The organism is Lysinibacillus xylanilyticus (assembly GCF_001183605.1).
Lineage (GTDB): Bacteria > Bacillota > Bacilli > Bacillales_A > Planococcaceae > Lysinibacillus > Lysinibacillus xylanilyticus.
The window spans coordinates 1-25865 of the sequence record NZ_LFXJ01000008.1; the positions used below are offsets into that span (position 1 = coordinate 1).

Consider the following 25865-nt stretch of genomic DNA (forward strand, 5'->3'; position numbering starts at 1 on the left):
CGGCGGTAACACGGGTTCGAATCCCGTACGGGTCATACTGAAATACAGTAGATGTAATTTACATCTACTGTATTTTTTTTTGTATAAAAATAGTTTTTAAGAGTCTAAGGTTAATGAATATCACAACATGCTTACATAGAAAATCGGTAACTATAAGACAAAACGCCTACCAGAAATGAGTAGACGTTTGGCCATTTATGCTCTAAAAAGCATCCTTTCAAGTGAGCTACGTGCTTCTTCAGCAGTGTGAGTATCTACACGAATACAATTATGTGGCTGCCCTTTTTCTATACTTTCTAAGGACCAAAGTAGATGGGGAAGGTCAATTCGATTCATTGTAAGACAAGGACAGAAATTCTCATTCAAAGAGATAATCTGCTTATCAGGGTGCTGCTTGATAATACGATTCACAAGATTCATTTCAGTACCGATTGCCCATGCCGAACCACTCGCTGCCTTATTAATCGTATCGATAATGTATTTTGTAGAACCCGCATCATCTGCAGCGGCAACAACTTCGCGACTACACTCAGGATGAACAATGATACGCATAGTTGGATGAACTTGACGTATAAGCTCCGTATGCTGAACTGTAAAACCTTCGTGGACGGAGCAGTGTCCCTTCCATAAAATGACTTGAATGTTTTCTGGAGACTGATCTGTCTCAAGCATATTTGTATGAGGATTCCAAACGGCCATATTTTCAAGCGGTATTCCTAAATCGTAGGCAGTATTTCTACCTAAATGTTGATCTGGTAAAAAGAAAATACGTGGTTTTTGCGTAAATGCCCATTTAACCATTTCTTTTGCATTGGACGATGTGACGCAGGTTCCACCATGACGTCCAGTAAATGCTTTAATGGCAGCAGTAGAATTGACATATGTTAGAGGGATAATGGTATCGCCAAAGAGTTCCTGTAAAATCGGCCATGCTTGTTCTGTTTGATAAATGTCTGCCATGTCTGCCATTGAACAGCCTGCACGCATATCAGGTAAATAAACATGCTGCTGTACAGTTGTAAGCATATCAGCTGTTTCCGCCATAAAGTGAACGCCACAAAATACTATATGTTCAGCTTCCTTGTTTGCTGCTGATAATTGAGCAAGCTGTAAGGAATCCCCTGTTGCATCTGCAAATTGAATCACTTCATCTTTTTGATAGTGATGCCCAGGGATGAAGAGCTTACTACCTAATTTCTTTTTTATAGCTAGAATGCGAGATTCCATGTCATTTTTAGTTAATGCACGATAATGCTCGGGTAGTAGTGACGTTTGTTGTAATAAACTAGTGATGGACAATGGAATTAGCTCCTTTCGTTTGTACAAGTGCACTTATGTCAAAGGCTTTTACTGAATGTGTTAGTGCTCCGAGTGAAATCCATTGAATACCTGTTTCAGCATAACTATTTAAGTTATGAAGCGAAATGCCGCCTGAAGCTTCTGTAGCAATATGTGAGGGAACTGTTGGAAGCCATTCACTTATTTCTTCAGGGCTTCGATTATCAAACATAATGATATCTGCACCAGCTGCAATTGCTTCATCCAATTGGGCTTTTGTTTCGATTTCGACTTCGATTTTAATGGTGTGGCCGATTTTCTCACGGGCCGCCTGTACGGCCTTAGTAATACTACCTGCAAAAGCAATATGATTATCCTTTAGCATTATCGAATCGTATAAACCGTTGCGATGGTTATAGGCGCCACCGATTCTAACAGCATATTTATCTAACATACGCATTCCAGGCATTGTTTTACGTGTATCGCATATTTTCGCATTAGTACCTGCTGTTTCTCGTACCGCTAAATTTGTAGCTGTGGCAATAGCGGACATGCGCTGGATAAGATTCAAAATTACACGCTCACCCATTAATAACTTTTGAAGTGGTCCTTGGATAACAGCAAGAATATCACCAGCATTAACTTTTTCACCATCTTTTCTATAAAGGATAATATCCATAGATCGATCAAGTAGAAGAAATCCATGCTTAATGATAGGGCCCCCACAAAAAATGCCGCTTTCCTTCGCATAAAAAGAAAATGATCCCTGCTGTTCTGGAGAAAAAATAAATTCACTCGATATATCCCCATCGCCTATATCTTCATTAAAAAATTGTTTTAGCATTTCCTCTAGTTTGATGATATTCATATAATGAATTCCTCACTTTCATCTGTCCTTGTTGAAAAATGATCCAACGGTTTCCCCACTGATGATCATTGTGTGGTCTGTCAATGCGAATATGTGCTCCGCGAGTTTCTTTTCGTGTAATGGCTGCGTGTGCCATTAATGTAGCGACAATATGCATCATGTAAAGTTCAAGTTCCTGCTGATTCAAGCCATCTAAATCAACATGCAGTAGTGTTTGCATTGATGGCAATTGTTGTACGAATTGTTCCATATCGATGGGATTTCGCACAATGCCTAATGTGTGCATCATCATTTGTCGTAACTGATCTTTTGTAAATAATGATGGCATTGTTTGTTGGCGATGTTTGTCATCAATTAAGAAGTTATTTTGCTTACAACCTGTTTGAATAATGTATTGGGCTGTTCTTTGTCCAAACGTAATGCCTTCTAAAAGAGAGTTACTAGCTAAACGATTGGCACCATGCACCCCAGTACAAGCAACTTCTCCAATTGCATATAGGTTAGGAATAGATGTTCTTCCTTTGTCATCAGCAACAACACCACCCATTAAGAAATGGCTACCTGGTGCTACAGGAATTAACCCATCTTGTAAATTAACTTGATTGTCATAGCAAAGCTGAGCAATCGTAGGGAATTTTTCTTCAAAGCGTTCGATATTTGAAATATCAATAAAGGTCACCTGCCCAGCAGCACGTTTATTAAATAATGCATGTGCAGTAACATGGCGTGGTGCTAAATCCAACTGTTCATGTATACCTTCCATTATGGGATGACGCTGTGCATCGACAAATTTTCCACCGGCTCCGCGCACAGCTTCAGAGACTAATCCTTTGGCCTGCCCTCCACTCCAAAGTAAGCTCGGATGAAATTGCATAAATTCCATATCACTGATGGCAGCTCCTGCACGATATGCTAAAGCGATACCATCTCCAGTATTCGTAGCAAAGTTAGACGTACAAGAATAAATAGCACCCGCACCTCCTGTCGCTAGAATGACGTGGTGGGCAAGATAGCGCTTCGTTCCCTCTGCTCCTTTTGTAAGAACGCCAACACAATCTCCATCTAGATTCAATAAAAGTTCGTAAGCCATTTCATAGCAATTCACAACGATATTAGGTGTAAGTTGATTGAGCAAATAATCGATCATTACTTGGCCAGTACGATCACCACCTGCATGTAAAATACGGTGATGACTATGTGCACCCTCTAAGCCTAGAGCCGGGGACCCATCAACTTGTCGATCGATAGGGAAGCCCTCATTTAATAGATCACGCATTATTTCAGTGCCGCTTTCTATTAGTACTTCAACATTCCTTCTTTCATGATGATTTTCACCAGCAGTCAACGTATCAGCAATGTGAAACTTTGGATGATCTTCTTGACCTGTAACGGCAGCAATACCACCTTGAGCACGATAAGAACTACTCATTTTAATTGAACATTTTGTAACTATCTGAATTTGAAAATGTCCTTCGAGTAGTCGAGCAGTTTGAAGTGCAGCAACACCGCTACCGATAATAAGTACATCTGTCATTACATCCATATATATACCTTCTTTACAGTTGTCTTGACACATATCTTTACATAAAATAAAAGAGAAAACAAGACTTGATGAACTAGAAGGGGAGAATAAGATGATTTATTTGGATTACGCTGCAACCGCTCCAATGACTCCAAAAGCTCTTAAAGCATATTGCGAGGTAGCAGGGCAGTATTATGGAAATAGTGCAAGCTTACATGATCTAGGAGGACAAGCACATTATTTTGTTGAACAGGCAAGAGCTGTTGTAGCAAAATCTCTTGGAGTAAACAGTGATGGTGTAATTTTTACCGGAAGCGGAACTGAGGGTAATTTAATTTCGATTTTGTTGTTAGCTTTAGCTGCAGATAAAGGTAAGCATATTATTTCATCACAAGCTGAACACACATCCGTACATGCTGCTTTAAATACACTTGAAAAAATGGGTTTTGTGGTCACGAAGTTACCTTTACAACAAGATGGTTGTATTCATGTAGAGCACTTACTAGAAGCAATACAAGAAGATACGGTTTTAATCACTCTCCAACATGTAAATTCAGAGATAGGTTCTATTCAACCTATTGAAGAAATAGCCGAGATTGCAAAACAATCAAATGTTCTTTTGCATGTCGATTGTGTACAGTCCTTCTGTAAACTTCCTTTAAAACAGAAAGTAGATGCTATTACTGTTTCAGCTCATAAAATAGGTGGGCCAAAAGGATGTGGAGCTATCTATATTAATCCTAAGCTCCGTGTTCCTGCATTAGCACCAGGTGTCACGCATGAGCGTGGGCTAAGGGGGGGAACGCTAGATACCCCAGCTATTGTCGCTTTTGCTACCGCGATTGAAGATTATCAATATGAGCTTCAGCATTATGAAGCATTACGTCAATACTTTCAGAAAAGTTTACCGGAAACGTGTAGAATAATTGAGTGTAAGGGGCAATTGCCTAATATTTGTGGTGTATTGATGAAAAGGGTAGAGGGGCAATACGTTTTGTTAAAATTAAATGAAGCGGGGATATGTATTTCTACAGGAAGTGCCTGTGATATTCATAGTGAATCTGGTACGAAGGCGATTTTATCAATGGGATATTCTATAGAAGCGGCGCGTCAATTTTTTAGAATATCTTTTGGTCCAGCAACAACATTTGAAGAAATTGATCGATTACAAAAGGCACTTTCCGTAATTTAGTGTTTCTCAGATTAAAATAGTAAAGGATAAGAAGAAAAATAAGAATCTATAATAAAATAATATTGAAATTATAAATTAACAGGCATGTTCATAATATATATAAAGATATTTTGTATCCATTATTCTAGCTGATTGGAGCGAATTGCTATTCGAGTACTTCTGTAGCAGAGCAAAGATTCTTGCGTGAAAAGTGACAAGGCTTAAATGTTTGCTAGAGGAAGGAGTTAGCTTGAAGCGAAAATCAGCATCTTTTTATGAATAAAATAGCAAATCAATCTATCTGATAAATTAATTGTTTTCTTTTAATTGAACAATTGCTATAATAAATAGCAGAGTGATAATTTCTCTTTCATAACAAAAATATCTTCATAAAGTAATTATTTCTTTTTTTTATAAAAAAGTGTTGCACAATGTGAGAAAACGTTATACAATAATTCTTGTCTTGAAGGACAGGTAATAAACTTCAAAACGAAATACATAAGAGTTTCAAGATACAACGTATATTGAAAGCTGTTAATAGTCTAGTGATGATGGCAAAGAGGTCACACCCGTTCCCATACCGAACACGGAAGTTAAGCTCTTTAGCGCCGATGGTAGTTGGGGGCTTCCCCCTGTGAGAGTAGGACGTCGCTAGGCATAATACCCAGGAGGATTAGCTCAGCTGGGAGAGCACCTGCCTTACAAGCAGGGGGTTGGCGGTTCGAGCCCGTCATCCTCCACCATTTGCCGGTGTAGCTCAGTTGGTAGAGCAACTGACTTGTAATCAGTAGGTCGTGGGTTCGACTCCTATCGCCGGCACCATTTTAGAGCCATTAGCTCAGTTGGTAGAGCATCTGACTTTTAATCAGAGGGTCGAAGGTTCGAGTCCTTCATGGCTCACCATTTTATTGCCAATAAAATATGCGGGTGTGGCGGAATTGGCAGACGCACTAGACTTAGGATCTAGCGCCGCAAGGCGTGGGGGTTCGACTCCCTTCACCCGCACCATATTTTTTAAATTTCATAATTGCCAGGATAAATAAATCTTATGCACATGCGGAAGTAGTTCAGTGGTAGAACACCACCTTGCCAAGGTGGGGGTCGCGAGTTCGAACCTCGTCTTCCGCTCCAAATGTGCCGGGGTGGCGGAACTGGCAGACGCACAGGACTTAAAATCCTGCGGTAGGTGACTACCGTGCCGGTTCGATTCCGGCCCTCGGCACCATTTTTTATTTTAATAATTAGCGCCCGTAGCTCAATTGGATAGAGCGTCTGACTACGGATCAGAAGGTTATGGGTTCGACTCCTGTCGGGCGCGCCAAATTAATATTTATCGGAATGTAGCTCAGCTTGGTAGAGCACTTGGTTTGGGACCAAGGGGTCGTAGGTTCGAATCCTGTCATTCCGACCATTTTATGGGGCCTTAGCTCAGCTGGGAGAGCGCCTGCCTTGCACGCAGGAGGTCAGCGGTTCGATCCCGCTAGGCTCCACCATAAAAGATAACCAGTATAAAGATCCTGGCGGCGTAGCTCAGCTGGCTAGAGCGTACGGTTCATACCCGTAAGGTCGGGGGTTCGATCCCCTCTGCCGCCATCTTAAAGGACCTTTAGCTCAGTTGGTTAGAGCAGACGGCTCATAACCGTCCGGTCGCAGGTTCGAGTCCTGCAAGGTCCACCATTTATATAATTACGGAGGTATACCCAAGTCTGGCTGAAGGGATCGGTCTTGAAAACCGACAGGCGGGTAACACCGCGCGGGGGTTCGAATCCCTCTACCTCCTCCAGTTTATTTTTAAATGGTGCTTGAAAAACTCGAAAAGAATATATTATTAACGCGGGGTGGAGCAGTGGTAGCTCGTCGGGCTCATAACCCGAAGGTCGTTGGTTCAAATCCGGCCCCCGCAACCAAAATGGTCCCGTGGTGTAGCGGTTAACATGCCTGCCTGTCACGCAGGAGATCGCCGGTTCGATCCCGGTCGGGACCGCCATTTTTTTAAAAAATATGGGTCAGTAGCTCAGTTGGTAGAGCATTAGATTGAAGCTCTAAGTGTCGGCGGTTCGATTCCGTCCTGACCCACCATATTTGCGGGTGTAGTTTAATGGTAAAACCTCAGCCTTCCAAGCTGATGTCGTGAGTTCGATTCTCATCACCCGCTCCAAGGGCCTATAGCTCAGCTGGTTAGAGCGCACGCCTGATAAGCGTGAGGTCGATGGTTCGAGTCCATTTAGGCCCATCATTATTCCGAAGTAGCTCAGTTGGTAGTAGCACCTGACTGTTAATCAGGTTGTCGCAGGTTCGAGTCCTGCCTTCGGAGCCATTTTTTGTGGGGAAGTACTCAAGAGGCTGAAGAGGCGCCCCTGCTAAGGGTGTAGGTCGGGTAACCGGCGCGAGGGTTCAAATCCCTCCTTCTCCGCCATTGGCCCGTTGGTCAAGTGGTTAAGACACCGCCCTTTCACGGCGGTAACACGGGTTCGAATCCCGTACGGGTCATACTAAAATGCAGTAGATGTAAACTACATCTACTGCATTTTTTTTTATAAGAATAGCTTTATGACTATTACATTAATGAGAGATAAACGGTGCTTTGTGCACGTACTTTGTATTATCTATATGATCAATGATAAAAGTGGCTATATCTTGATTAGTTATTTTGGTACCAGGCATATCCGTAAGGTTTTCCTTTATCTGATTGGATGTTAAGCTATCTTTTACAAACGGCAATCTAATTAATGTCCATTTGATCTGTTTATTATTTAATAAAAATTCCCATTCCAATTTTTTATCTTGCATCATTTTCGAAAGAAAAACTTCAAACATCTTTGCTCCAAACCGATTCATCATGCTTTTTTTGTCCTCTTTAATCGTTAGAGAACCACCGGAAACACCTATATAACGATTAATGTTTAACTCTTTCATCACTTTAAAAATATTAGTAGTAACTTTGCTATAAATGGGCTCCTCTTTAGGTGGTTGACCAAATGTATTAATAACAACTTGACAATCTTTAAGAAGTTCTCGGATGTTTTCTATGTCCTGTACTTGCCCTTTCACTATTTCAATTGCATTATTTTTATGCAGTAACTTTTCAGGATTTCTAACAAGCATCCGAACAGGATATCCTTTTTGTATTGCGTGAGTTGCTATATGCTTTCCTACTTTCCCTGTTCCTCCAATTATCGCGATCTTATAAGGTCTATCCATTATATACCTCCGGTTGAATATACTAGTATATCTACGAATATCTCATAAAAAAGATTCAAATTTATCTATATTACTAAAATTTGTAATATAGATGAGTGTAGTATTTTGTTTTGTGAATCTATACGCTAAGATGAAACTAGAACAAAAGCTAGGGGGATATGGATGGGAAAATTATTGTGGACTAAAAACTATCAATATTTGTTACAGAAGAACGTGGAACAAGTAGCACCTTTTCTATGTAATTTTTCAACGGAACAAGTAAATCGTGTTGGTAGATTTCAGCGTACATACGAGAAATTTGAAAGCACACCATTACGTAGTTTAAATGCTTTTGCATCGCTAGTTGGGGTACAAAGTATTTTCGTAAAAGATGAATCTTATCGATTTAACTTAAATGCATTTAAAGTATTAGGTGGCGTTTATGCAATTGGGCAATACGTTGCCAAAAAGTTAGGTAGGAATATTGATGAGCTATCGTTTGAGCAGCTTAAATCACTAGAAGTAAAAGAGCAGCTAGGGGATTTAACGTTTATTTCAACGACAGACGGCAATCACGGTCGTGGAGTGGCTTGGGCTGCTAGAGAGCTTGGTTTGACAGCTCGCATTTATATGCCTACTGGTAGTGCAGAGGAGCGCCTTCAAAATATTAAAAATGAAGGTGCATATGCTGAAATAACGACAATGAATTATGATGATACAGTTCGTTATACTTCACAGCTAGCAACAGAAAATGACTGGGTCGTTATTCAGGATACGATGTGGGAAGGTTATGAGGAAATTCCGTTATGGATTATGCAAGGCTATACAACACTAATAAAAGAAGCCGTTGAGCAGGTGGAAAAAGCACCTACGCATGTATTTTTACAAGCTGGGGTTGGATCTTTTGCGGGTGCAGTTGTAGCTTTCTTACAACAATATTATGAGCAGGAGATTACATTTGTCTTAGTTGAGCCTTTTGCAGCGAATTGCTATTATGAAAGCTTTAAGGCAGGAGCCGAGCAGTTTGTAACGGTTGGTGGAGAGATGCAAACAATTATGGCCGGTCTTGCTTGTGGTGAGCCGAACCCACTCGCTTGGGACCTGTTAAAGACATATACGAAGGCAAGTATTTGCTGTGATGAGGAAGTTGCTGCAACAGGTATGCGCATTCTTGGCAATCCACTAGCAACAGATGCACGAATTATTGCCGGAGAATCAGGAGCTGCCCCAGTTGGCTGTTTTTATGAATTGATGATGAATGAGCAATATACAGAACTGAAGGATTCATTACAATTAGATGAAAACTCTCGAGTATTGTTTATTAACACTGAAGGTGACACAGATGTAGATAACTACAGAAATATTGTGTGGCATGGCAAGTATGCAAAAGTCTAACTGCTTTCAGCAAAGGATTTTGTAGTGAAAGCAAAGCGTCAGCTATAGAAGTCTCCCTCCTCTATAGGGGAAAGTTGAATGCGGTATTAAATCACTTTTCAGCGGGTGCAAAACATCCTCTGAAAGAAGTTATAGCCTCCGGACGCAATTATGCCGAGACATAATTGATTTTTAAGAAAATGCAAACTAGTGACAATAAAATGTTCTAGTTTGCTTTTTTCATTCACATGTATTGAATTTATTAAGAAGTATGCCATTTACATAAATTTATTGGAGTGAAGACTGGACGCCACAGGCAAGCGCTTAGTTGGAACAGCAATCAACTCAACGTTATAGTAAAGAGCCAATTTTTCTTAATTTTTTTTCTTGACCTTAACGTTGCGTAAACATTTACAGTAGCATTAGTGGAGGTGAAAAATGTGGAATATACAATTCAAGAGCTTGCTCAATTATCCGGAGTTAGCACAAGAACACTGCGTTATTACGATGAAATTGGATTACTGAAGCCAGCAAGAACGAATGAGGTGGGCTATCGATTTTACGAACAATTTGAAGTTGATATGCTCCAGCAAATTTTATTTTATAGAGCATTAGATATGAAGCTAGCAACAATTAAAGAAATTATTCAAGCGCCTGATTTTCAACATACAGAAGCGCTCAAAACTCATCGCACTGCTTTACTGAAACGCAAGGAGCAGCTAGAAAAGATATTACAAACAGTGGAAAAAACCATTCAATCTATAGAGGAGGAACAACCAATGGCAAACGAAGAGAAATTTAATGGATTTAAAGAGAAGCTAATCGAAGAAAATGAAAAGCAATATGGTCAAGAAATTCGAGCGAAATATGGTGACAACACGGTTGATGCATCAAATGCGAAGCTAATGAATATGACAGAGGAACAGTATGAGGCAATGCAGCAATTAGAACAGCAATTATTTAATCGTTTAAAAGAAGCGATGGAAATCGGCGATACGAACAATGATGTGGCAATGGAGGTAGCAGAGCTTCATAAGCGTTGGCTTAGCTTTACATGGTCACAATATTCTAAAGAGGCACATGCAGGTCTAGCTCAGATGTATATAGCGGATGAACGATTTTCAGCATATTACGATGAGCGTGTTTCTAAAGGAGCAGCACAATTTTTACATGATGCCATCATCAATTTCGCCATGGCGTAATTGAAGCTGACGCTTTGCTTTCGCAACAGCTAAACAATGTGTTGGGATTTTGAATTGTACTTAGGCCTGCACAACGCAAGTTAGTTAACCGTTGTCGCAGGAAGTGACGGTTTTAAATTATACAAAATAAATAACACCTCCTCATGCTTTAGTGTTTTAGAAATATTAATTTAGGAAAAAATGAAGGCATGAGGAGGAGATTTTTTTGAACCCACAAGTAATGGAAAAGCTAAGAAAGCAATTAGAGCAGGAATTACAGGAAATAGAACAGCAACTTGAGGAATCAGAGCGTCCACAAGCGACAGAGCTGTCTAATTATGATAACCATCCAGCTGACAATGCGAGTGATTTAACGGATCAGCTAACGGAAATGGCGATTGATGAGCATCGAGGTGACGATGGTGAGGAAATAAAGGCTGCACTACAAGCGATGAAGGATGGTACGTATGGTAAATGCGCTGTATGTGGTAAAGAGATTCCTATTGGTCGCTTAGAAGCTATGCCGAAAGCATTGACATGTGTTGAGCACGCGGAGCATAAAGAAGATAATTTAAGGCCAGTAGAGGAAGATGTGTTGTCTTCTACGCCGAGATCGGATGATTTCATAGAACTTGAGGAATTTGGCTCTTCTGATACACCTCAGGATAAAAGTTAGTAAGCAATTTCACTCACAGGCAGTATAATAGCTGTATGGGGTGAGGATATGGACATAATTGATTTACATTGCGATGCTCTATTGAAATTAACAACTTTAGAAGCGGCGAAATTTGAAGATGATGTACGATTGCAAGCTAATCGTGAGAGATTACAATTAGGAAGGGTTAAGGCACAAGTATTTGCTATTTTTATTAATCCTAAAACTCCGCAAAATATGCGATTTTTAGAGGTTGTGCGGCAAATTGAAGCCTTCCATACACATGTATTACAGACTGAGGGCATGGTGCATATTACGGATTGGTCGCAATTAGATACTTTAGCTCCGCATGAAATTGGTGCAATTTTAAGCTTAGAGGGCTGTGGTCCAATCGGTGAAGATTTAGCAAAGCTTGCAGCAATATTAGATGCAGGTGTCAAGCTTGTTGGCCTAACGTGGAATGAGGAAAATGCTGTGGCCCATGGTGCTGAACAGGATACAAGCCTTGGTTTAAAACCGTTCGGTAAAGAGGTTATTAACTTGCTAAATGAGCGAGATATTATTATCGATGTATCCCATTTAAATGAACAGAGCTTTTGGGATGTCTTGCCACTAGCGAAGCATATTATTGCGAGCCATAGCAATACACGTGCAATTTGTGATCATCCAAGAAATTTAACGGATGCTCAGGCAAAAGCACTTGTCCAGCATGGTGGTCATATTCATGTCGTTTACTACCCGCATTTTATCCATGACAATGCTACGATGGATGATTTAGTAGTGCATGTGAAGCATCTGGCGAATATAGTAGGGATAGAGCACCTAGGATTAGGTTCAGACTTCGATGGAATAGATGTTACTGTGAAAGGCTTAGCACACGCAGGAGAGGCACAAAATTTGTTAGAGGCATTACGTGAACATTTTTCAATCGAAGAAGTTCATGGCATTGCAAGTAATAATTTTCGACGCTATGTAAAAAATGCAGTAGCCCGTTAAGGCTACTGCATCTTTAATTGGATTTTAATAAAAGAAATATTGAATTAATAAGCCGATTCCTAAGAGGAAGCCGAAGAACGTATTTGTTTGCGCTGTAAATTTCATCGCAGGCATAACTTCTTTGGCTTCTTTTTTATCGCGGAAAATTTGGATCGCACGAAGTGGTTTTGGAACGCTTAAGAAAATGATTAGAGCCCAAAAAGTAATACCATCAATTGCTACAAGAGCGATTACCCATAAGTACGAAACGATAAAAAAGCCAGATAGCACAGAAATGGCATTATCTCGACCTACTAAAATAGCAAGTGTTCTTCGACCACCTTCTGTATCTCCAACGATATCACGGATATTGTTGGACAGCATAATAGCCCCAACTAAAATCATACTTGGTACTGAAAGCAAAACAGCATCTAATGTTACAGTAAGTGTTTGAATATAAAAGGCGATTAAGATAATCCCCATTCCCATAACAGCGCCAGATACAATTTCTCCAAATGGTGAATAGGCTATTGGGTATGGTCCTCCAGTATATAAAAAACCAATAAGCATACAAACAAGCCCGACAGCAGCAAGCCACCAAGAGGTTGAGGCACATATGTAAATGCCAAGCAACATAGCGATTGCATAGAAGCTTAAAGCAATCATCATAATTGTTTTTGGTTGAACACCGTGACGCACAATCGTTCCGCCGATACCGACAGAATTTTCGTTGTCTAATCCTAGTTTGTAATCGTAATATTCATTGAACATATTTGTTGCTGCTTGTATAAGCATACTTGCAATGAGCATAGCAAAAAATAGTCCAAAATCTATTGTTTGTTTTTCAATTGCTAAGGCAATCGCTGTTCCTAAAAATACTGGAACGAATGAAGCGGTTAAAGTATGTGGACGTGTTAAATGCCACCAAACTTTAAAACCCCTATCAGCTTCAATGACTTTGGTCATAAGGTCTTTCTCTCCTTCAAATGTTGTAGACTATTCTTATTTTATACGAAGAATGAGAAAATGGGTAGGTTCACAGCTTATTACATACAGTTCAAGTAAAAAAATGATACAATAGAACATGCATTTATGAACTGAAAACAATAATTAAGATAAAAGCAACAGTACGAAGAATAGGCTAGCAATTGAAAAATGACGGCTATTTAATTTCTTTTAACACATGTCTTTTGTACCGAAAGCGTAGCGACAGGTACAGAATTCTCTAACCTCAATAGGTGGTGAGATGAATGCTGATTGTGCTAAAGAAAAGCCAAAGCAGTTGATATTTATGACTGAAAGTGTAGAACGAGTACAAAACATACCGTGCGTCATTCATTATGTACATTGCAACAACGGAGGTAATTTTCATGCAACAGAAGTGGTACCAAGCCACAGAGGTAGAAGTGGACTCTTTGGGCCAAAACCTTCATTTTTATATGGAAACAATTGAAGTAAGTCGCTTATCTGCTCTCGCATTTTATGCGGCGGGCGAGGAGCTTTATAAAGGTGAACGATTTTATTGGCAAAATAGAGAAAAAACAATGACATTAGTAGGGCTAGGACATGCCTATACAATTCAAAATAACGCCAAAAATGATCGCTTCGATGCAGTAGAAGCGGAATGGAAAAGTTTAACGAAAAACTGTGTGAAGGGACAAAGCGAGCTACAACCAATTTTGTTTGGTGGATTTACATTCGATCCACAAAATGAAGTAACTGGGGAGTGGACAGACTTTCCAGAGGCTTATTTTGCACTCGCAACATACCAGCTTGTCATCCGTGATGACAAAGCGTTTGTAAGTATTCACCTTATTTCAAAAAATGAGCTGGCAGAATCTCAATTTGAAGCGCTACGTAAAGAGCGAGATCATTTAATTCATGCTGCTCAGGTAAAAGAAGTGAAAACGTATTCAAAGCCTGAAATCACAAGTTATTTTGAGCCATATAAGGAGCCATATTTAGCTTCAATTGACCAAGTAACAGCATTGATTAAGCAGAAGAAGGCAGATAAAGTCGTTATTGCACGCTCACTAGCATTGCAATTTAAAGAACAAGTTTCTTCACCTCAGGTACTATCACAGATTATTCATGAGCAGCCGGAGAGCTATTTATTTGGTTTAGAGAGTCAAGAATTATTGTTCTTTGGTGCATCCCCTGAGCGTCTTGTAAAAGTAGAAAAAGGCCGCGCTTTTTCATCATGTGTGGCAGGGTCTATTAAACGTGGTAAGACAGCAGATGAAGATGAAGCCTATGGACAAAGCTTATTAAATGATTCGAAAAATGGTGGCGAGCATCAATATGTTGTCGATATGATTGCGGAAACATTCCGTGAAAATTGTATAGAGATGAAAATACCGGATAGCCCTCGCCTACTAAAGATTAGAGATATACAACACTTATATACACCTGTTGAAGGTCAGTTAAATAGTGAGGCAACAATATTACAACTGACAAAATCTTTGCATCCAACTCCAGCTTTAGGCGGTGTGCCAAGGAAAGAGGCAATGGAAGCTATACGTAAGTATGAGCCTATGAATCGTGGGCTTTATGCTGCTCCAATTGGTTGGGTAGATGCAGAAGGCAATGGGGAATTTGCGGTGGCCATTCGTTCGGCTGCTTTACTTAAGGATAAAGCTTATTTATATGCTGGTGGCGGTATTGTAGCAGATTCAGAGCCACAATCTGAATATGAGGAAACATTAGTGAAATTCCGTCCAATGCTTCGTGCGCTAGGAGGACAATTACATGAGTGAACAGAAAATTTTAACGGACTATGTTTATAAAATGGTGGCATCACTAGTGCAAGCTGGTGTTGAAAACGTTGTTGTCAGCCCTGGCTCACGTTCGACACCTTTAGCTTATGCATTTGCTTCAACGAAACAGCTCCATATGTATCGTCAGGTAGATGAGCGATCGGCTGCTTTTTTTGCGCTAGGAATTGCTAAGGCTACAGCAAAACCCGTTGTTCTTTTATGCACATCGGGAACAGCTGCTGCAAACTATTTTCCTGCCATTGTTGAAGCAAGCTATGCTCGTGTACCGTTAATTGTAATTACAGCTGATCGTCCACATGAATTGCGAGAGGTCGGTGCACCACAGGCTATTAATCAGCCGAATCTATATGGTACAAATGTCAAATGGAGCGTGGATTTCCCTTTGGCAGATGGTGCTGCACCAACATTGCCGTTTATTGAGCGTCATATTGCGCGTGCGGTAGCAGTGGCAATGAGCGCACCATTTGGACCGGTGCATATTAATGTACCTTTCAGAGAACCTTTGTTGATTGATTTTCGAGAGGAACTTCCAGAAGCGACATTTAAGCACAGTAGTATGGGTCAGTTAATACCTTCAATGGCGACTCAACAAGAGCTAGCGGAGATTTTACGTGCAACCAAAAGAGGCTTTATTATTATTGGTGAGCTAGCACTCGGTACAGATTTAACAATTATGTGGGAGTTTGTTCGTCAATTAAAATGGCCGGTCATTGTCGAGAGTTTATCTAATATGCGGTCATCTGTCCCAGAGGATTGTCTGCCTTATTTAATCACGACGTATGATGCCATTATGAAAAGTGAAGATTTTAAAGCAATAGTTGCACCAGATACTGTGCTACGTTTAGGAGCACAGCCTGTTTCTAAATTTATTATGCAATTTATTACTAAATCTCAGCCTAATGCGTATATTGTTGTCGATGAAGATCCGATGTTCCGTGATTCTACAGGTGTGTCTACTCATTTTGTTCATGCGAGTATTGGTGAATGGCTGACGCAATTAGAAATCTCTGAAACAGCTCTAGAAACAGAATATCTAGCTGAGTGGCAAGATGCTAATGATATTGCACTTGAGTATATAGAGCATTATTCTGATGGTGCGATTGATGAGGGATCAATGGTAAGTCGATTACTAAAAATGATTCCTAGTGGCAGTGATATTTTTGTTAGTAGCAGTATGCCAGTGCGTGATATGGATACGTTTTTAATGGCGACGCCAAAGGATATTCGAATTGTTGCGAATCGTGGAACAAATGGTATTGATGGCGTCGTATCAACTGCAATGGGCTTTAGTCAAGGAAATAACCGTGAAACCTACTTGCTTATTGGCGATTTAGCCTTTTTACATGATGTCAACGGTCTTATTGCTTCAAGATACCAGGAATGCAATTTGACAATTATCGTTATGAATAATGACGGCGGCGGTATTTTCTCTTATTTACCACAATCTACTGTCGAGGCACATTATGAAGATTTATTCGGCACGCCAACTGCCCTTAAATTCCATGATATTGCTAAAATGTACGATATGGATTATATACGCGTAAATGATATTTCAGAGCTATCAGTAAAGTTCACTACGATGAAAAAACGACCAATGCGCTTAATTGAAATTTTCACGAATCGAGAGGAAAATGTGTATGCGCATCGGGCACTGTGGAACCGCATTAATGCAGGGTTAAAAGCATGGCAAAGCTAATGATTCGAGGGCTTGAAACATACGTGGAAATCTGGAATGAAGAAGCGGAGCAAACGCTTGTTGCATTGCATGGTTTTACAGGTAGTACGGCTACATGGGGAAATTTGGCGAAAGCTCTACCTAGTGTACGAGTTATTGCCATTGATTTAATTGGACATGGCCATACAGCTATACCTCAGCAAATTAGCCGTTTCTCTATGCAAGCACAAATCCAAGATTTAGAGGAAGTTTTTTGCCAAATACAGCTCAAGAAATTTACGCTGCTCGGCTATTCGATGGGAGGAAGAATTGCATTATCGTATGCAATCTCCTACCCAGAGCGTATTGAAAAGCTAATTTTAGAAAGCGCTTCTCCAGGTTTACGAACTTCTAAGGAGCGTTCTGAACGTTGTGAGAGAGATAACACTTTAGCTGAAAAGATAATTAGTAACGGTTTGTTATCATTTGTTAATGCGTGGGAAAACATTCCTTTGTTTGAGTCCCAAAAGAATTTACCGTACAGTGTACAAGAAGCGATTAGGTTAGAGCGACTTTCTCAAAAGGAGGAAGGCTTGGCAGGTAGCTTACGAGGGATTGGTACAGGCAGTCAGCCATCAAATTGGATGTCGTTGGAGAAGCTTGAATATCCTGTTTTATTAATTACAGGCTCACTAGATGAGAAATTTTGTAAAATCGCACTAGAAATAAAAGCGTTAATAAAAAATGCCAAGCATTCGACAGTAAATGACGCTGGACATGCAATTCATGTGGAAAATCCCGCTGAGTTTGCTACAATAGTAGAGGAGTATTTAACGTAATATAATTTTTACGTTATCGCCTCGATTTTGAACGAGACGAATTTAATTTTTAGGAGGCAATTCAATGACACGTCAATGGACAAGTTTACATACTTATGAAGACATTAAGTATGAGTTCTATAACGGTATCGCAAAAATTACGATCAACCGTCCAGAAGTGCGCAACGCATTCCGACCAAAAACGGTAATGGAAATGATCGATGCTTTTTCACGTGCACGTGATGATAAAAATGTAGGAGCTATCATTTTAACTGGTGAAGGTGAGCACGCCTTCTGTTCAGGAGGAGACCAAAAAGTACGCGGCCATGGCGGCTACGTTGGTGAAGATGAGATCCCACGTCTAAACGTTCTTGATTTACAACGTTTAATCCGTGTTATTCCAAAACCTGTAGTAGCGATGGTTGCAGGTTATGCAATCGGTGGAGGACACGTATTACACGTTGTCTGTGACTTAACAATTGCTGCTGATAACGCTCGCTTTGGACAAACTGGACCAAAAGTAGGTTCATTCGATGCTGGTTATGGCTCAGGCTATCTTGCACGTATTATCGGCCATAAAAAGGCGCGTGAAATTTGGTTCCTTTGCCGTCAATATGATGCACAGCAAGCACTTGATATGGGATTAGTCAACACAGTTGTTCCTTATGAGCAATTAGAAGATGAAACTGTACAATGGTGTGAAGAAATGCTACAAATGTCTCCAACTGCTCTACGCTTCTTAAAAGCAGCAATGAATGCAGATACAGACGGTTTAGCAGGTCTTCAACAAATGGCTGGCGACGCTACTCTTCTTTACTACACAACAGATGAAGCTAAAGAAGGTCGTGACGCATTCAAAGAAAAACGTCAACCAGATTTCGGTCAATTCCCAAGATTCCCTTGATTATCTGAAACGTTGAACGGCTCGTATCTTAATGAGATACGAGCTTTTTGTATATCTAAGGGAGCGAGACGGATAGACTTGCTAGAGCGACGGAAAGTTACGGCTTTGCGGAAATGCCATGGCCAAGCGACGAAGCTGCATGGTCAAGTGGTAGAAAACCAATTCAGAGAAACGGATAGACTTTTCAAAACAACGGATTACTTCATCAAAGTGACGGATAGACGGATGATGTGAAAAAGCGGTACGATTAAGGCTGATTGGAGGAATAACGAGATGTATCTAAATTGGATATTACAGCGAGCATATTTAACACCTTTACGAAACGGTTTAACATATAATGGTCAGACTTGGACATTTCAAGAATTAAATGATTTATCGTTAAAACGTGCTCGTCAACTTACAGCACTAGATATTAAGCAAGGGGACCGTATTGCAATAATGGGGCCGAGTAAGCCTTCCCTTGTCATCATGATGTACGCATGTATGCATTTACAATGTGAAATGGTCATGCTAAATCGTAGGCTAACACAGGATGAAATTGCCTATCAGCTAGAGGATTCAGGTGCTTTGGCAGTATTAATTGCAGATGAGGATATAGAAAAATTACCATCATATACATCTTATTATTCATTTTCTACTATAGAAAAAAGTACAGAAGCGGCTATTGATATTACGAAAGAGTGGTCTTTAAACCAAACAACATCGATTATGTATACATCTGGTACGACTGGTTTTCCAAAGGGCGTTTGTCAAACTGTTGGAAATCACCAGGCAAGTGCAACGGCCTCTGTTTTAAATATAGGTTTGCATGCGGAGGATATTTGGATATGTGCTGTACCACTTTTTCATATTAGTGGCTTTTCTATTTTAGTACGTTCATTGTTGTACGGCAATAAAGTGCATTTATATGATCAGTTCGATGCAGAAGCCATTTCCAAAAATATAAGGGATGGTGAGGTTACACATATGTCGGTAGTCGCTGTCACATTGGAAAGGATTCTACATACACTTGAACAGAAAAACGCGCAAGCTTCATCAAAATTTAAAATGATGCTAGCGGGTGGTGGACCTGTGCCAGTAGATTATTTAAAGAGAGCGCAAGCATTAAATTTAGCTGTGGCTCAAACGTATGGTATGACTGAAACTTCGTCACAAACTGCAACTTTAGCAAATGAAGATGCGATGCGGAAAATTGGATCTGCAGGTAAACCATTGTTTTTTAATCAAATTCGCATTGCTGAGCCGAATGACAATGGTGAAGGAGAAATTTGCATACGAGGCCCACATGTTACACCGGGGTACATTGGTCGTTTTGCCCAAAAAAATGCAACGATTGATGGCTGGCTTCATACTGGGGATATTGGTTATATAGATGAAGAAGGTTATTTATTTGTCATTGATCGTCGGGCGGATTTAATTATTTCAGGTGGCGAAAATATTTATCCTGCTGAAATCGAAAATGTGCTACTTACACATCCTGCTGTTAAAGAAGCTGGAGTCTGCGGCATTGATGATGAAGCGTGGGGACAGGTACCAATCGCCTTTGTTGTATTAAAAGAAGAAGTACAGGTAGAGCAAATACAAGCATTTTGTCAAAAGAAGCTTGCTAAATATAAAATACCAAAAGAAATTGTTGTTACGGACGAGCTCCCTCGAAACGGAGCCAACAAGCTACTTCGTAGAAAATTAATGAACTAATAACAAAAAGAAGCCTTCATTGATATGATGGCTTCTTTTCGTGTTTTTAATTGCAAAGTATGGCTCTTCGGCAAAACGAGTGGTTGATTTCCGTTCCGACTGGGCGCTTTCCTGGGGGCGTCCGATGAGCCGCTTCGCTTCGCTGCAGGGTCTCGGGCCAACACGAGGTTGGTCACGAAGGCGTTATCACAGGACGTGATGATTTTAGCCTTCGTTCCTCTATTCGCTGATCCCCAAGGAGTCGCCCAGTCTCCACTCCAATCAACCTTTCACTTGGCATGTATCTTATGGCATATAACTCGTAAAAAACGTATCTTCAGTAATTAATATTTGTTCAAAAACGAATCGACAGCAACATTATTTATCTGCACAAAAGCGAAGTGCTAATGAAGCGGTAGGGGCAACAAAAGTGAAGAAAGCATCGCGCCTGGAACGGAAAATCCTCCTCGTTTAAAGCACCCCAACATTCAAAAAGATTTCTTTGACCATTTTTTCACCACTATGAAAGAAGCCTTCATTATATGAAGGCTTCTTTTATTCGTTTTAAATTCTTTCAGCGGGTGTCCAAATATCCGCTGAAATAGAGGAACTCAGTCTAAGAACGCCACGTTCTGTGGCAACGACTGAGTGACCAACATCATGTTGGCCTCCTGCCGATTCTGGACGAATTATGCCGATGGATAATTGATAAGTCATTTTTAGTTAACTTTTGGGATTAAATTAATCATTCATTAACATAATAAGAAATGACAGGCATAAACTAGTTAGTAAAGGAGAAAGACTCATATGAGAAAATATATATATAATGTTGTCATTATATTATTTGTTCTACAAATGAGTCATGTGCAAGTATTCGCAAATTATGAACAAAAGAATATTGCAACGGCCAATTCAATAGAAACACTACAACATCTAATTCAAAAACAAGTAATGGAATTATCTACTGAATTTGACATTCGTTATACTGGTAATACATCGGAAATACAAGATGAACTATCTGAGCTTATTAAACATGCTATTCAGGATCCATATATTTACGCCAATATTTCTAGTTTTAAATGGAAATATAATGGCTATGCCAATAATATTGTCATTAGGTTTGATTTTACCTATCATATTTCGGAGGAAGAGGAGGCATTTGTAGAACAGACTTTGACGAATATTATTGCACCTATGCATGGATTAAGTGAATTGCAGAAATTACAAGCTGCACATGATTTTATCGTTCTATCTGCTGAATATTCAAAGGAAACCGAAGGAAGTCAATATTCTCCCTACACATTGCTTACGGAAAATAAGGGAGTTTGTCAGGCATATGCTTTAGTGCTTTATCGAATGCTAGAGAAGCTAGGTTTTGAGGTACAATATGTACCAGGAAAAGTAGGGGAACAACTACACGCCTGGGTCTTAGTGAAGCTTAATAATGCTTGGTATCATATCGATGTTACATGGGATGATCCATTGCCTGATCGTAAGGGTGAGGTCCGTTATAATTATTTTTTAGTGTCTGATCGTCAATTAGCTCAGGATCACTCTTGGGACTATACGAGTTTCCCAGCTGCTACAAGCGAAGCCTATGTTGATTTACAAAAAACAAATAAGGTTGAAGTTATTACAAAACCAATACTGGATGGTCAATTTGCCTTTGATAAAGGGCTGTCCATTTTTAGTAAAAATAAACAAATAGTAAAACAATTAATTGAACAGCCTAGACTGCTTTTAAAAGGTAATAAAAGCGATAATTCTGTTCAGGTTCCTCTAAATAAATGGGAACCAATCATTTTAGAAAGTAATGTAGCCCAAGTAAAAGATAATCGAAAGATAACACGAAATGCTACGCATAAGAAAAAAGGGCTAGTTAGTATTTATAGAGCGGAAAAACGAATGCCACAAGAAAAGTACGTCATAATAAAGGAGGTGCCCCATACGATGTTCGGGGCACCTCCTTTATTATTTATTTGTGAGCATTTAATGCAGTATTTAAAGTTTGAATATTTCTCTTCATAAGGGTGAAGTATGTTTCATTATTCTTTACATCATCTGCTGTTAAAACGCTTAAATTGTGCAAGATAAGAGGCTTTGCGTTAACCTCTTTTTGGATAACCTTGGCTAGTTTAGAAGAGACATTTTGCTCGAATAAAATGTAGTGAATATGCAATCCATTTGCTTTATCAACAATCGCCGTAAGTTCTTTTTGAGAAGGCTCATTTTGTGAGTTTAAACCGGCTATTGCTACTTGATCTAAGCCGTATTGTCCTGCGATATAGCCAAATGCTGCATGTGATACGAAGAACGTTTTCTCTTGCGCTTTATCAGCCATAGCTTTAAATTCATTGTCTAAACCTTGTAGTTCTTTTACCAATGCCTCGTAGTTAGCTGTAAACGTAGCTTCTTGCTTTGGCATTTTTTCAACTAGAGTATTTTTAATGGAAAGTGCTAAGTCTTGACTGATAGTTGGAGATAGCCAAACATGCGGATCTACATTACCGTGATCATGATCTTCATGTCCGTCTTCATGATCATGATGTGCTTCCTCTTCATCATCATGTGAGTGACCTGTGCTGACAGCTAATTTTTCATCTGAAACCTTATCTGCAGTTGCTACCATTGTTACATCTTCATTAGCTAGTGTCTTTTTGGCATTCTCAACAAAGCCTTCTAGTCCTAGGCCTATATAGAAAAATATATCGGCATCTGCTAATTTCATCATATCTTTTTGTGTTGGTTCAAATGTGTGTTCATTGGCGCCAGCAGGGTAAATAGAAGAAACCTCTACAAAATCGCCACCAATTCGTTGTGCAAAATAACTTAATGGATAGACAGTTGTATAAATTGTTAATTTATCCTTTGTCTCTGACTGTTTGGAAGTAGCCGATTTATTCCCACAGGCAGCAGTGAATAGGGCAAGAACTGCAACTAAAAATAACAAAAATAATTTTTTCATCTTATAGTATACCTCTTTAAAATAGTAATCATTACGATTTGTTTTTTTGAACAGTTTCTATAATAACGCACATCTGAAAAAAGTACAAGAAAAAATGACCTTCGAACATTAATTCTTTTTCGAAGGCCATTTTTCAGGTACTGGATCAAAGCCACCTGGATGGAATGGATGGCATTTTGATATACGTTTAATTGTTAAATAGAATCCTTTAATGGCACCGTGTTTTTGAAAAGCTTCAAGTCCATAAGAGGAGCATGTAGGATGGAAGCGACAGGATGGCGGCGTCATGGGTGATATAAATTTTCTGTAAAACTTAATGAGCCATATAAAGGGATATTTCATAGTTGTTTGTCCTTTTGTTTAGCGTTGAATTGCTTAGGCTTAGCATCGATAGTTTGTGTAAAGAAATTGCTTTTTTTCTTCAACAAGACAATGACAGAAACGCCAAACATAAGCATCATCATTGCGATCATAATGATTATTGGTAATGGTACTCCCATTGCGTTCACTCCAAATTCTATTAGTTAATAATATTATAAAAGAATATCTTAAAAAAATGTACAAATTGAACTAGTCATCATCTTGATGAAAGTTTTGCTGTGGTTTATCATCAACTGTATGTTTAAAAGCATACGCGCGATTGACACTAATAATAGTCGCGACTGTTACTAATATAACGATGATTGCTGCTACAACTAAGAGTGTGATTAAACTCATGGCATTCACTCCGTTCCTTATTCATACTTCCTATTATAAATTAGATAATCTTACTTAGTTGTGAAGGAAGTTTGACATTCCAGCGAATAAAACAGTCCTTTTACCACCATACTATGGTAAAAGGAGTGTTTTGTAGAGATGGATCGTCAGCGTGTATACTTTTCACTTGCCAATAGAACGTATTATACAAATCCATATGCAGGACAGTGGAACTTTGAACTCAACATAGATCGCCAAGCTTTAGATGTATTTGAAAAGATTTTTCAGCAAATGCAGATGTTAGAAATTTCGAATGCATGGCGTGCGCAATTGCCATATATACAGTATCATCTTGATAGAGAAAATGATGAAATTGATTTGCGATTAAAAAAAATCTATGCACTCGTCCATGAGTATGGGGATGCGGATACGAAGGCGTTTGTTGAACAGCTTCCATATTTCAATAAACGTGTCTAAAGGTAGGGTCACTGAAAAACATCAGTGACTCTTTTTTATATTGATGTAAGCTAATTTCTCTTGAGGGATTAACCATTGTCATAGTGGGCACTAGTAGTTAGTAGTGAGTAAACTCCAATTTGTGGAACTGTTGTTGTTTGCAATCGAATAAACATAGTATTAGATGAGGTATTACTTCTTGAAAAAAGACGCCTATCGCACCGTTTAATGGAAGTTAATATTAGTGATTTAACTGTTGATTATAGATACATGATTACTCTATAGTGAAGTAAAAGATCATCATCGTAACGCTGTAGAATGCTATTATTTTTTAGTAATTGATTCGACTCAGTGTATGAAATATAGAAAAAGGAGTTAAAGAGCATGTTTGCATTTACAGATTTAAATGGTTTACAAGTGGATTTAAGTTTTAAAAGAGGCGAATTGGACATTGAGCCTAAGCATGTACTCGTTTTATTAAAACATGAAAATAAGTGGTTATGTACAATTCATAAACGACGTGGTGTAGAGGTTCCAGGAGGAAAGCAAGAACCTGGGGAAACATTGGAGCAGGCAGCAATTAGGGAAGTATTCGAGGAGACTGGTGTTCATGTGAAAAAACTTAGATGGTTTGCAGAATACGCCGTTCATGATGACATTTTATTTTGTAAAACGGTCTTTACCGCACAGTTTGCGGGGCAGGAAGACATTGATTTTGATTTAGAAACTTCAGGAATGACTTGGCTAACCGATGAAGAATTTGCTCATCATCCAAATTTAAGCTTTCATATGAAGGATGAAGGTATGCAGAAAATGCTGGAGGAGTTGAAACATTATGACCAATGGTAAGATCGTTGGAAAACGTCCTTATCCTTCGCCTAATCCAGCTATTCGTTTAACGGAAATTACTTATATGTCACATGGTCTACGTGTGAAGGGATTACTAGCAGAGCCTAAAGCAGAAGGTACATATGATGGCTTTTTATATTTGCGGGGAGGTATGCAAAGTATTGGCATGGTTAGACCTTCGCGTGTCGCACAGTTTGCAGCTCAAGGCTTTATCGTTTTTGCCCCATATTACCGTGGCAATCGAGGTGGAGAAGGTCGAGATGAGTTTGCAGGAGCTGATCGGTATGACGCTGTATACGCAGTAGACGTACTAAAACAGTTTTGCAATGATAATATACATGTCTTTGGTTTTTCACGTGGTGGTATTATGGCTCTTTGGACTGCAATCTTACGTAGAGATATTACATCTGTTGTGACATGGGCAGGGGTATCTGATGCAACAGCTACATATTGGGAGCGAACAGATATGCGCAGGATGATGAAGCGTGTTATTGGTGGGACACCTAATCGTGTACCAGAGGCTTATGATGCTCGAACACCACTTTTTGAGGTAGAGCACATTACAGCTCCAGTACTTATTATTCATGGCTACCGTGATGAAAATGTAGATATTGAACATGCAAGACAGTTAGAATTTTATTTGAAGGATGCTAATAAAAGATATGAAACATGGTATGATCTTCGCTATGCTCATCAGTATCCACCGGCCAAAAATAGAGCAACAGTACATGCACTTTGCGAGTGGATGAAACTTCAATAAAACATTATGTTTTGAGAGAAGTGTATTGTTTGAAGTACGTAAAAAGTAAAAGACACAGATCAGGTAGACAAAAAAACGTTCAGGTGCTTTATGGCAGACACCTGA

Annotated in this window: 23 protein-coding genes, 20 tRNA genes and 1 rRNA gene; 35 read left to right on the forward strand and 9 right to left on the reverse strand. The window is 39.5% G+C overall.

Annotated elements, in window-relative coordinates:
• Window positions 1-195: 195 nt before the first annotated feature.
• Genes nadA through nadB form a run of 3 tightly spaced genes read right to left on the reverse strand, consistent with a single transcriptional unit; the run spans window position 196 to window position 3689 of the window.
• Complete coding sequence (nadA, locus tag ACZ11_RS15170) at window positions 196-1299, reverse strand: quinolinate synthase NadA (protein WP_049667395.1); 1104 nt, start codon at window positions 1297-1299, stop codon at window positions 196-198.
• A complete protein-coding gene (gene nadC, locus ACZ11_RS15175) occupies window positions 1286-2146 on the reverse strand; it encodes a carboxylating nicotinate-nucleotide diphosphorylase (RefSeq protein ID WP_049667396.1) in 861 nt (286 codons plus the stop codon). Before nadC ends, nadA begins: the two co-directional genes overlap by 14 nt.
• Window positions 2103-3689: an L-aspartate oxidase gene (gene nadB / locus ACZ11_RS15180; RefSeq protein WP_049667397.1), complete on the reverse strand. Its 1587-nt coding sequence runs from the start codon at window positions 3687-3689 to the stop codon at window positions 2103-2105. Before nadB ends, nadC begins: the two co-directional genes overlap by 44 nt.
• A gap of 91 nt (window positions 3690-3780) precedes the next feature.
• Between nadB and ACZ11_RS15185 the strand changes: the two genes are divergently transcribed.
• The 22 genes from ACZ11_RS15185 to ACZ11_RS15290 all read left to right on the forward strand — a co-directional run bounded on the left by ACZ11_RS15185 (window position 3781) and on the right by ACZ11_RS15290 (window position 7329).
• A complete protein-coding gene (locus ACZ11_RS15185) occupies window positions 3781-4860 on the forward strand; it encodes a cysteine desulfurase family protein (RefSeq protein WP_201778538.1) in 1080 nt (359 codons plus the stop codon).
• Window positions 4861-5380: 520 nt separating this feature from the next.
• A 5S ribosomal RNA gene (rrf, locus tag ACZ11_RS15190) occupies window positions 5381-5496 on the forward strand.
• Between the two features lie 10 nt (window positions 5497-5506).
• Window positions 5507-5582, forward strand: a tRNA-Val gene (locus ACZ11_RS15195).
• Window positions 5583-5585: 3 nt separating this feature from the next.
• Window positions 5586-5661: transfer RNA gene (locus ACZ11_RS15200), tRNA-Thr, on the forward strand.
• A gap of 5 nt (window positions 5662-5666) precedes the next feature.
• Window positions 5667-5742 (forward strand) — tRNA-Lys (locus ACZ11_RS15205).
• Window positions 5743-5762: 20 nt separating this feature from the next.
• Window positions 5763-5847, forward strand: a tRNA-Leu gene (locus ACZ11_RS15210).
• Between the two features lie 48 nt (window positions 5848-5895).
• Window positions 5896-5970: transfer RNA gene (locus ACZ11_RS15215), tRNA-Gly, on the forward strand.
• A 5-nt stretch (window positions 5971-5975) separates the two neighbouring features.
• Window positions 5976-6064 (forward strand) — tRNA-Leu (locus tag ACZ11_RS15220).
• 19 nt (window positions 6065-6083) lie between these two features.
• Window positions 6084-6160, forward strand: a tRNA-Arg gene (locus tag ACZ11_RS15225).
• A gap of 13 nt (window positions 6161-6173) precedes the next feature.
• Window positions 6174-6250, forward strand: a tRNA-Pro gene (locus ACZ11_RS15230).
• Between the two features lie 6 nt (window positions 6251-6256).
• Window positions 6257-6332 (forward strand) — tRNA-Ala (locus ACZ11_RS15235).
• Window positions 6333-6358: 26 nt separating this feature from the next.
• Window positions 6359-6432 (forward strand) — tRNA-Met (locus tag ACZ11_RS15240).
• 7 nt (window positions 6433-6439) lie between these two features.
• Window positions 6440-6516: transfer RNA gene (locus ACZ11_RS15245), tRNA-Ile, on the forward strand.
• Between the two features lie 13 nt (window positions 6517-6529).
• A tRNA-Ser gene (locus ACZ11_RS15250) sits at window positions 6530-6622 on the forward strand.
• A 49-nt stretch (window positions 6623-6671) separates the two neighbouring features.
• A tRNA-Met gene (locus tag ACZ11_RS15255) sits at window positions 6672-6746 on the forward strand.
• A gap of 4 nt (window positions 6747-6750) precedes the next feature.
• Window positions 6751-6826, forward strand: a tRNA-Asp gene (locus ACZ11_RS15260).
• A gap of 16 nt (window positions 6827-6842) precedes the next feature.
• Window positions 6843-6918: transfer RNA gene (locus tag ACZ11_RS15265), tRNA-Phe, on the forward strand.
• Between the two features lie 5 nt (window positions 6919-6923).
• Window positions 6924-6997: transfer RNA gene (locus tag ACZ11_RS15270), tRNA-Gly, on the forward strand.
• A gap of 1 nt (window position 6998) precedes the next feature.
• Window positions 6999-7072, forward strand: a tRNA-Ile gene (locus ACZ11_RS15275).
• 7 nt (window positions 7073-7079) lie between these two features.
• A tRNA-Asn gene (locus ACZ11_RS15280) sits at window positions 7080-7156 on the forward strand.
• A gap of 8 nt (window positions 7157-7164) precedes the next feature.
• Window positions 7165-7255 (forward strand) — tRNA-Ser (locus ACZ11_RS15285).
• A gap of 2 nt (window positions 7256-7257) precedes the next feature.
• Window positions 7258-7329 (forward strand) — tRNA-Glu (locus tag ACZ11_RS15290).
• 72 nt (window positions 7330-7401) lie between these two features.
• On the opposite strand, the gene ACZ11_RS15295 is transcribed toward ACZ11_RS15290, so the two are convergent.
• Window positions 7402-8040, reverse strand: a complete 639-nt coding sequence (locus ACZ11_RS15295; RefSeq protein WP_049667398.1) for an NAD(P)H-binding protein — start codon at window positions 8038-8040, stop codon at window positions 7402-7404.
• A gap of 162 nt (window positions 8041-8202) precedes the next feature.
• Here ACZ11_RS15295 and ACZ11_RS15300 point away from each other — a divergent pair, with 162 nt between their 5' ends.
• The 4 genes from ACZ11_RS15300 to ACZ11_RS15315 all read left to right on the forward strand — a co-directional run bounded on the left by ACZ11_RS15300 (window position 8203) and on the right by ACZ11_RS15315 (window position 12225).
• Window positions 8203-9414, forward strand: coding sequence for a diaminopropionate ammonia-lyase (locus ACZ11_RS15300; RefSeq protein ID WP_049667399.1), 1212 nt, complete (start codon window positions 8203-8205; stop codon window positions 9412-9414).
• A 419-nt stretch (window positions 9415-9833) separates the two neighbouring features.
• A complete protein-coding gene (locus tag ACZ11_RS15305) occupies window positions 9834-10595 on the forward strand; it encodes a MerR family transcriptional regulator (RefSeq protein WP_049667400.1) in 762 nt (253 codons plus the stop codon).
• Window positions 10596-10800: 205 nt separating this feature from the next.
• Complete coding sequence (locus ACZ11_RS15310; protein ID WP_049667401.1) at window positions 10801-11250, forward strand: TraR/DksA C4-type zinc finger protein; 450 nt, start codon at window positions 10801-10803, stop codon at window positions 11248-11250.
• A gap of 48 nt (window positions 11251-11298) precedes the next feature.
• Window positions 11299-12225, forward strand: coding sequence for a dipeptidase (locus tag ACZ11_RS15315; protein WP_049667402.1), 927 nt, complete (start codon window positions 11299-11301; stop codon window positions 12223-12225).
• Window positions 12226-12249: 24 nt separating this feature from the next.
• Here ACZ11_RS15315 and ACZ11_RS15320 read toward each other — a convergent pair whose 3' ends face one another.
• Window positions 12250-13170, reverse strand: coding sequence for a 1,4-dihydroxy-2-naphthoate polyprenyltransferase (locus ACZ11_RS15320; protein ID WP_049667403.1), 921 nt, complete (start codon window positions 13168-13170; stop codon window positions 12250-12252).
• Between the two features lie 404 nt (window positions 13171-13574).
• Here ACZ11_RS15320 and ACZ11_RS15325 point away from each other — a divergent pair, with 404 nt between their 5' ends.
• The 6 genes from ACZ11_RS15325 to ACZ11_RS15350 all read left to right on the forward strand — a co-directional run bounded on the left by ACZ11_RS15325 (window position 13575) and on the right by ACZ11_RS15350 (window position 22062).
• Window positions 13575-14960, forward strand: coding sequence for an isochorismate synthase (locus tag ACZ11_RS15325; RefSeq protein ID WP_049667404.1), 1386 nt, complete (start codon window positions 13575-13577; stop codon window positions 14958-14960).
• On the forward strand, window positions 14953-16677 hold the full coding sequence (gene menD / locus ACZ11_RS15330) for a 2-succinyl-5-enolpyruvyl-6-hydroxy-3-cyclohexene-1-carboxylic-acid synthase (RefSeq protein WP_049667405.1): 1725 nt from the start codon (window positions 14953-14955) through the stop codon (window positions 16675-16677). Before ACZ11_RS15325 ends, menD begins: the two co-directional genes overlap by 8 nt.
• The gene (gene menH / locus ACZ11_RS15335; protein WP_049667406.1) at window positions 16665-17474 is read left to right on the forward strand and encodes a 2-succinyl-6-hydroxy-2,4-cyclohexadiene-1-carboxylate synthase; all 810 of its coding nucleotides are present in this window, start codon (window positions 16665-16667) and stop codon (window positions 17472-17474) included. The genes menD and menH overlap by 13 nt, the downstream gene beginning before the upstream one ends.
• A 64-nt stretch (window positions 17475-17538) precedes the next feature.
• Window positions 17539-18357, forward strand: a complete 819-nt coding sequence (gene menB / locus ACZ11_RS15340) for a 1,4-dihydroxy-2-naphthoyl-CoA synthase (protein WP_049667407.1) — start codon at window positions 17539-17541, stop codon at window positions 18355-18357.
• A gap of 273 nt (window positions 18358-18630) precedes the next feature.
• A complete protein-coding gene (locus ACZ11_RS15345; RefSeq protein WP_049667408.1) occupies window positions 18631-20055 on the forward strand; it encodes an o-succinylbenzoate--CoA ligase in 1425 nt (474 codons plus the stop codon).
• A gap of 786 nt (window positions 20056-20841) precedes the next feature.
• Window positions 20842-22062, forward strand: coding sequence for a transglutaminase domain-containing protein (locus ACZ11_RS15350; protein ID WP_049667409.1), 1221 nt, complete (start codon window positions 20842-20844; stop codon window positions 22060-22062).
• Here ACZ11_RS15350 and ACZ11_RS15355 read toward each other — a convergent pair.
• The 4 genes from ACZ11_RS15355 to ytzI all read right to left on the reverse strand — a co-directional run bounded on the left by ACZ11_RS15355 (window position 22010) and on the right by ytzI (window position 23716).
• A complete protein-coding gene (locus ACZ11_RS15355; RefSeq protein WP_049667410.1) occupies window positions 22010-22999 on the reverse strand; it encodes a metal ABC transporter solute-binding protein, Zn/Mn family in 990 nt (329 codons plus the stop codon). The genes ACZ11_RS15350 and ACZ11_RS15355 overlap by 53 nt on opposite strands.
• A gap of 108 nt (window positions 23000-23107) precedes the next feature.
• Window positions 23108-23341 (reverse strand): membrane protein insertion efficiency factor YidD, encoded by a 234-nt coding sequence (gene yidD / locus ACZ11_RS25300; RefSeq protein ID WP_082172819.1) that lies wholly within the window; start codon window positions 23339-23341, stop codon window positions 23108-23110.
• On the reverse strand, window positions 23338-23499 hold the full coding sequence (locus ACZ11_RS26665; RefSeq protein ID WP_169776087.1) for a hypothetical protein: 162 nt from the start codon (window positions 23497-23499) through the stop codon (window positions 23338-23340). Before ACZ11_RS26665 ends, yidD begins: the two co-directional genes overlap by 4 nt.
• Before the next feature lie 70 nt (window positions 23500-23569).
• A complete protein-coding gene (gene ytzI, locus ACZ11_RS25880) occupies window positions 23570-23716 on the reverse strand; it encodes a YtzI protein (protein WP_100544130.1) in 147 nt (48 codons plus the stop codon).
• Between the two features lie 138 nt (window positions 23717-23854).
• Between ytzI and ACZ11_RS15360 the strand changes: the two genes are divergently transcribed.
• From ACZ11_RS15360 to ACZ11_RS15370, 3 genes are all read left to right on the forward strand, one after another.
• Complete coding sequence (locus tag ACZ11_RS15360) at window positions 23855-24172, forward strand: hypothetical protein (protein ID WP_049667411.1); 318 nt, start codon at window positions 23855-23857, stop codon at window positions 24170-24172.
• A 363-nt stretch (window positions 24173-24535) separates the two neighbouring features.
• Complete coding sequence (locus ACZ11_RS15365; protein ID WP_049667412.1) at window positions 24536-25000, forward strand: NUDIX domain-containing protein; 465 nt, start codon at window positions 24536-24538, stop codon at window positions 24998-25000.
• Entirely contained in the window at window positions 24984-25760 is a 777-nt protein-coding gene (locus ACZ11_RS15370) for an alpha/beta hydrolase family protein (protein ID WP_134008221.1), read from the forward strand. The genes ACZ11_RS15365 and ACZ11_RS15370 overlap by 17 nt, the downstream gene beginning before the upstream one ends.
• Window positions 25761-25865: the final 105 nt, after the last annotated feature.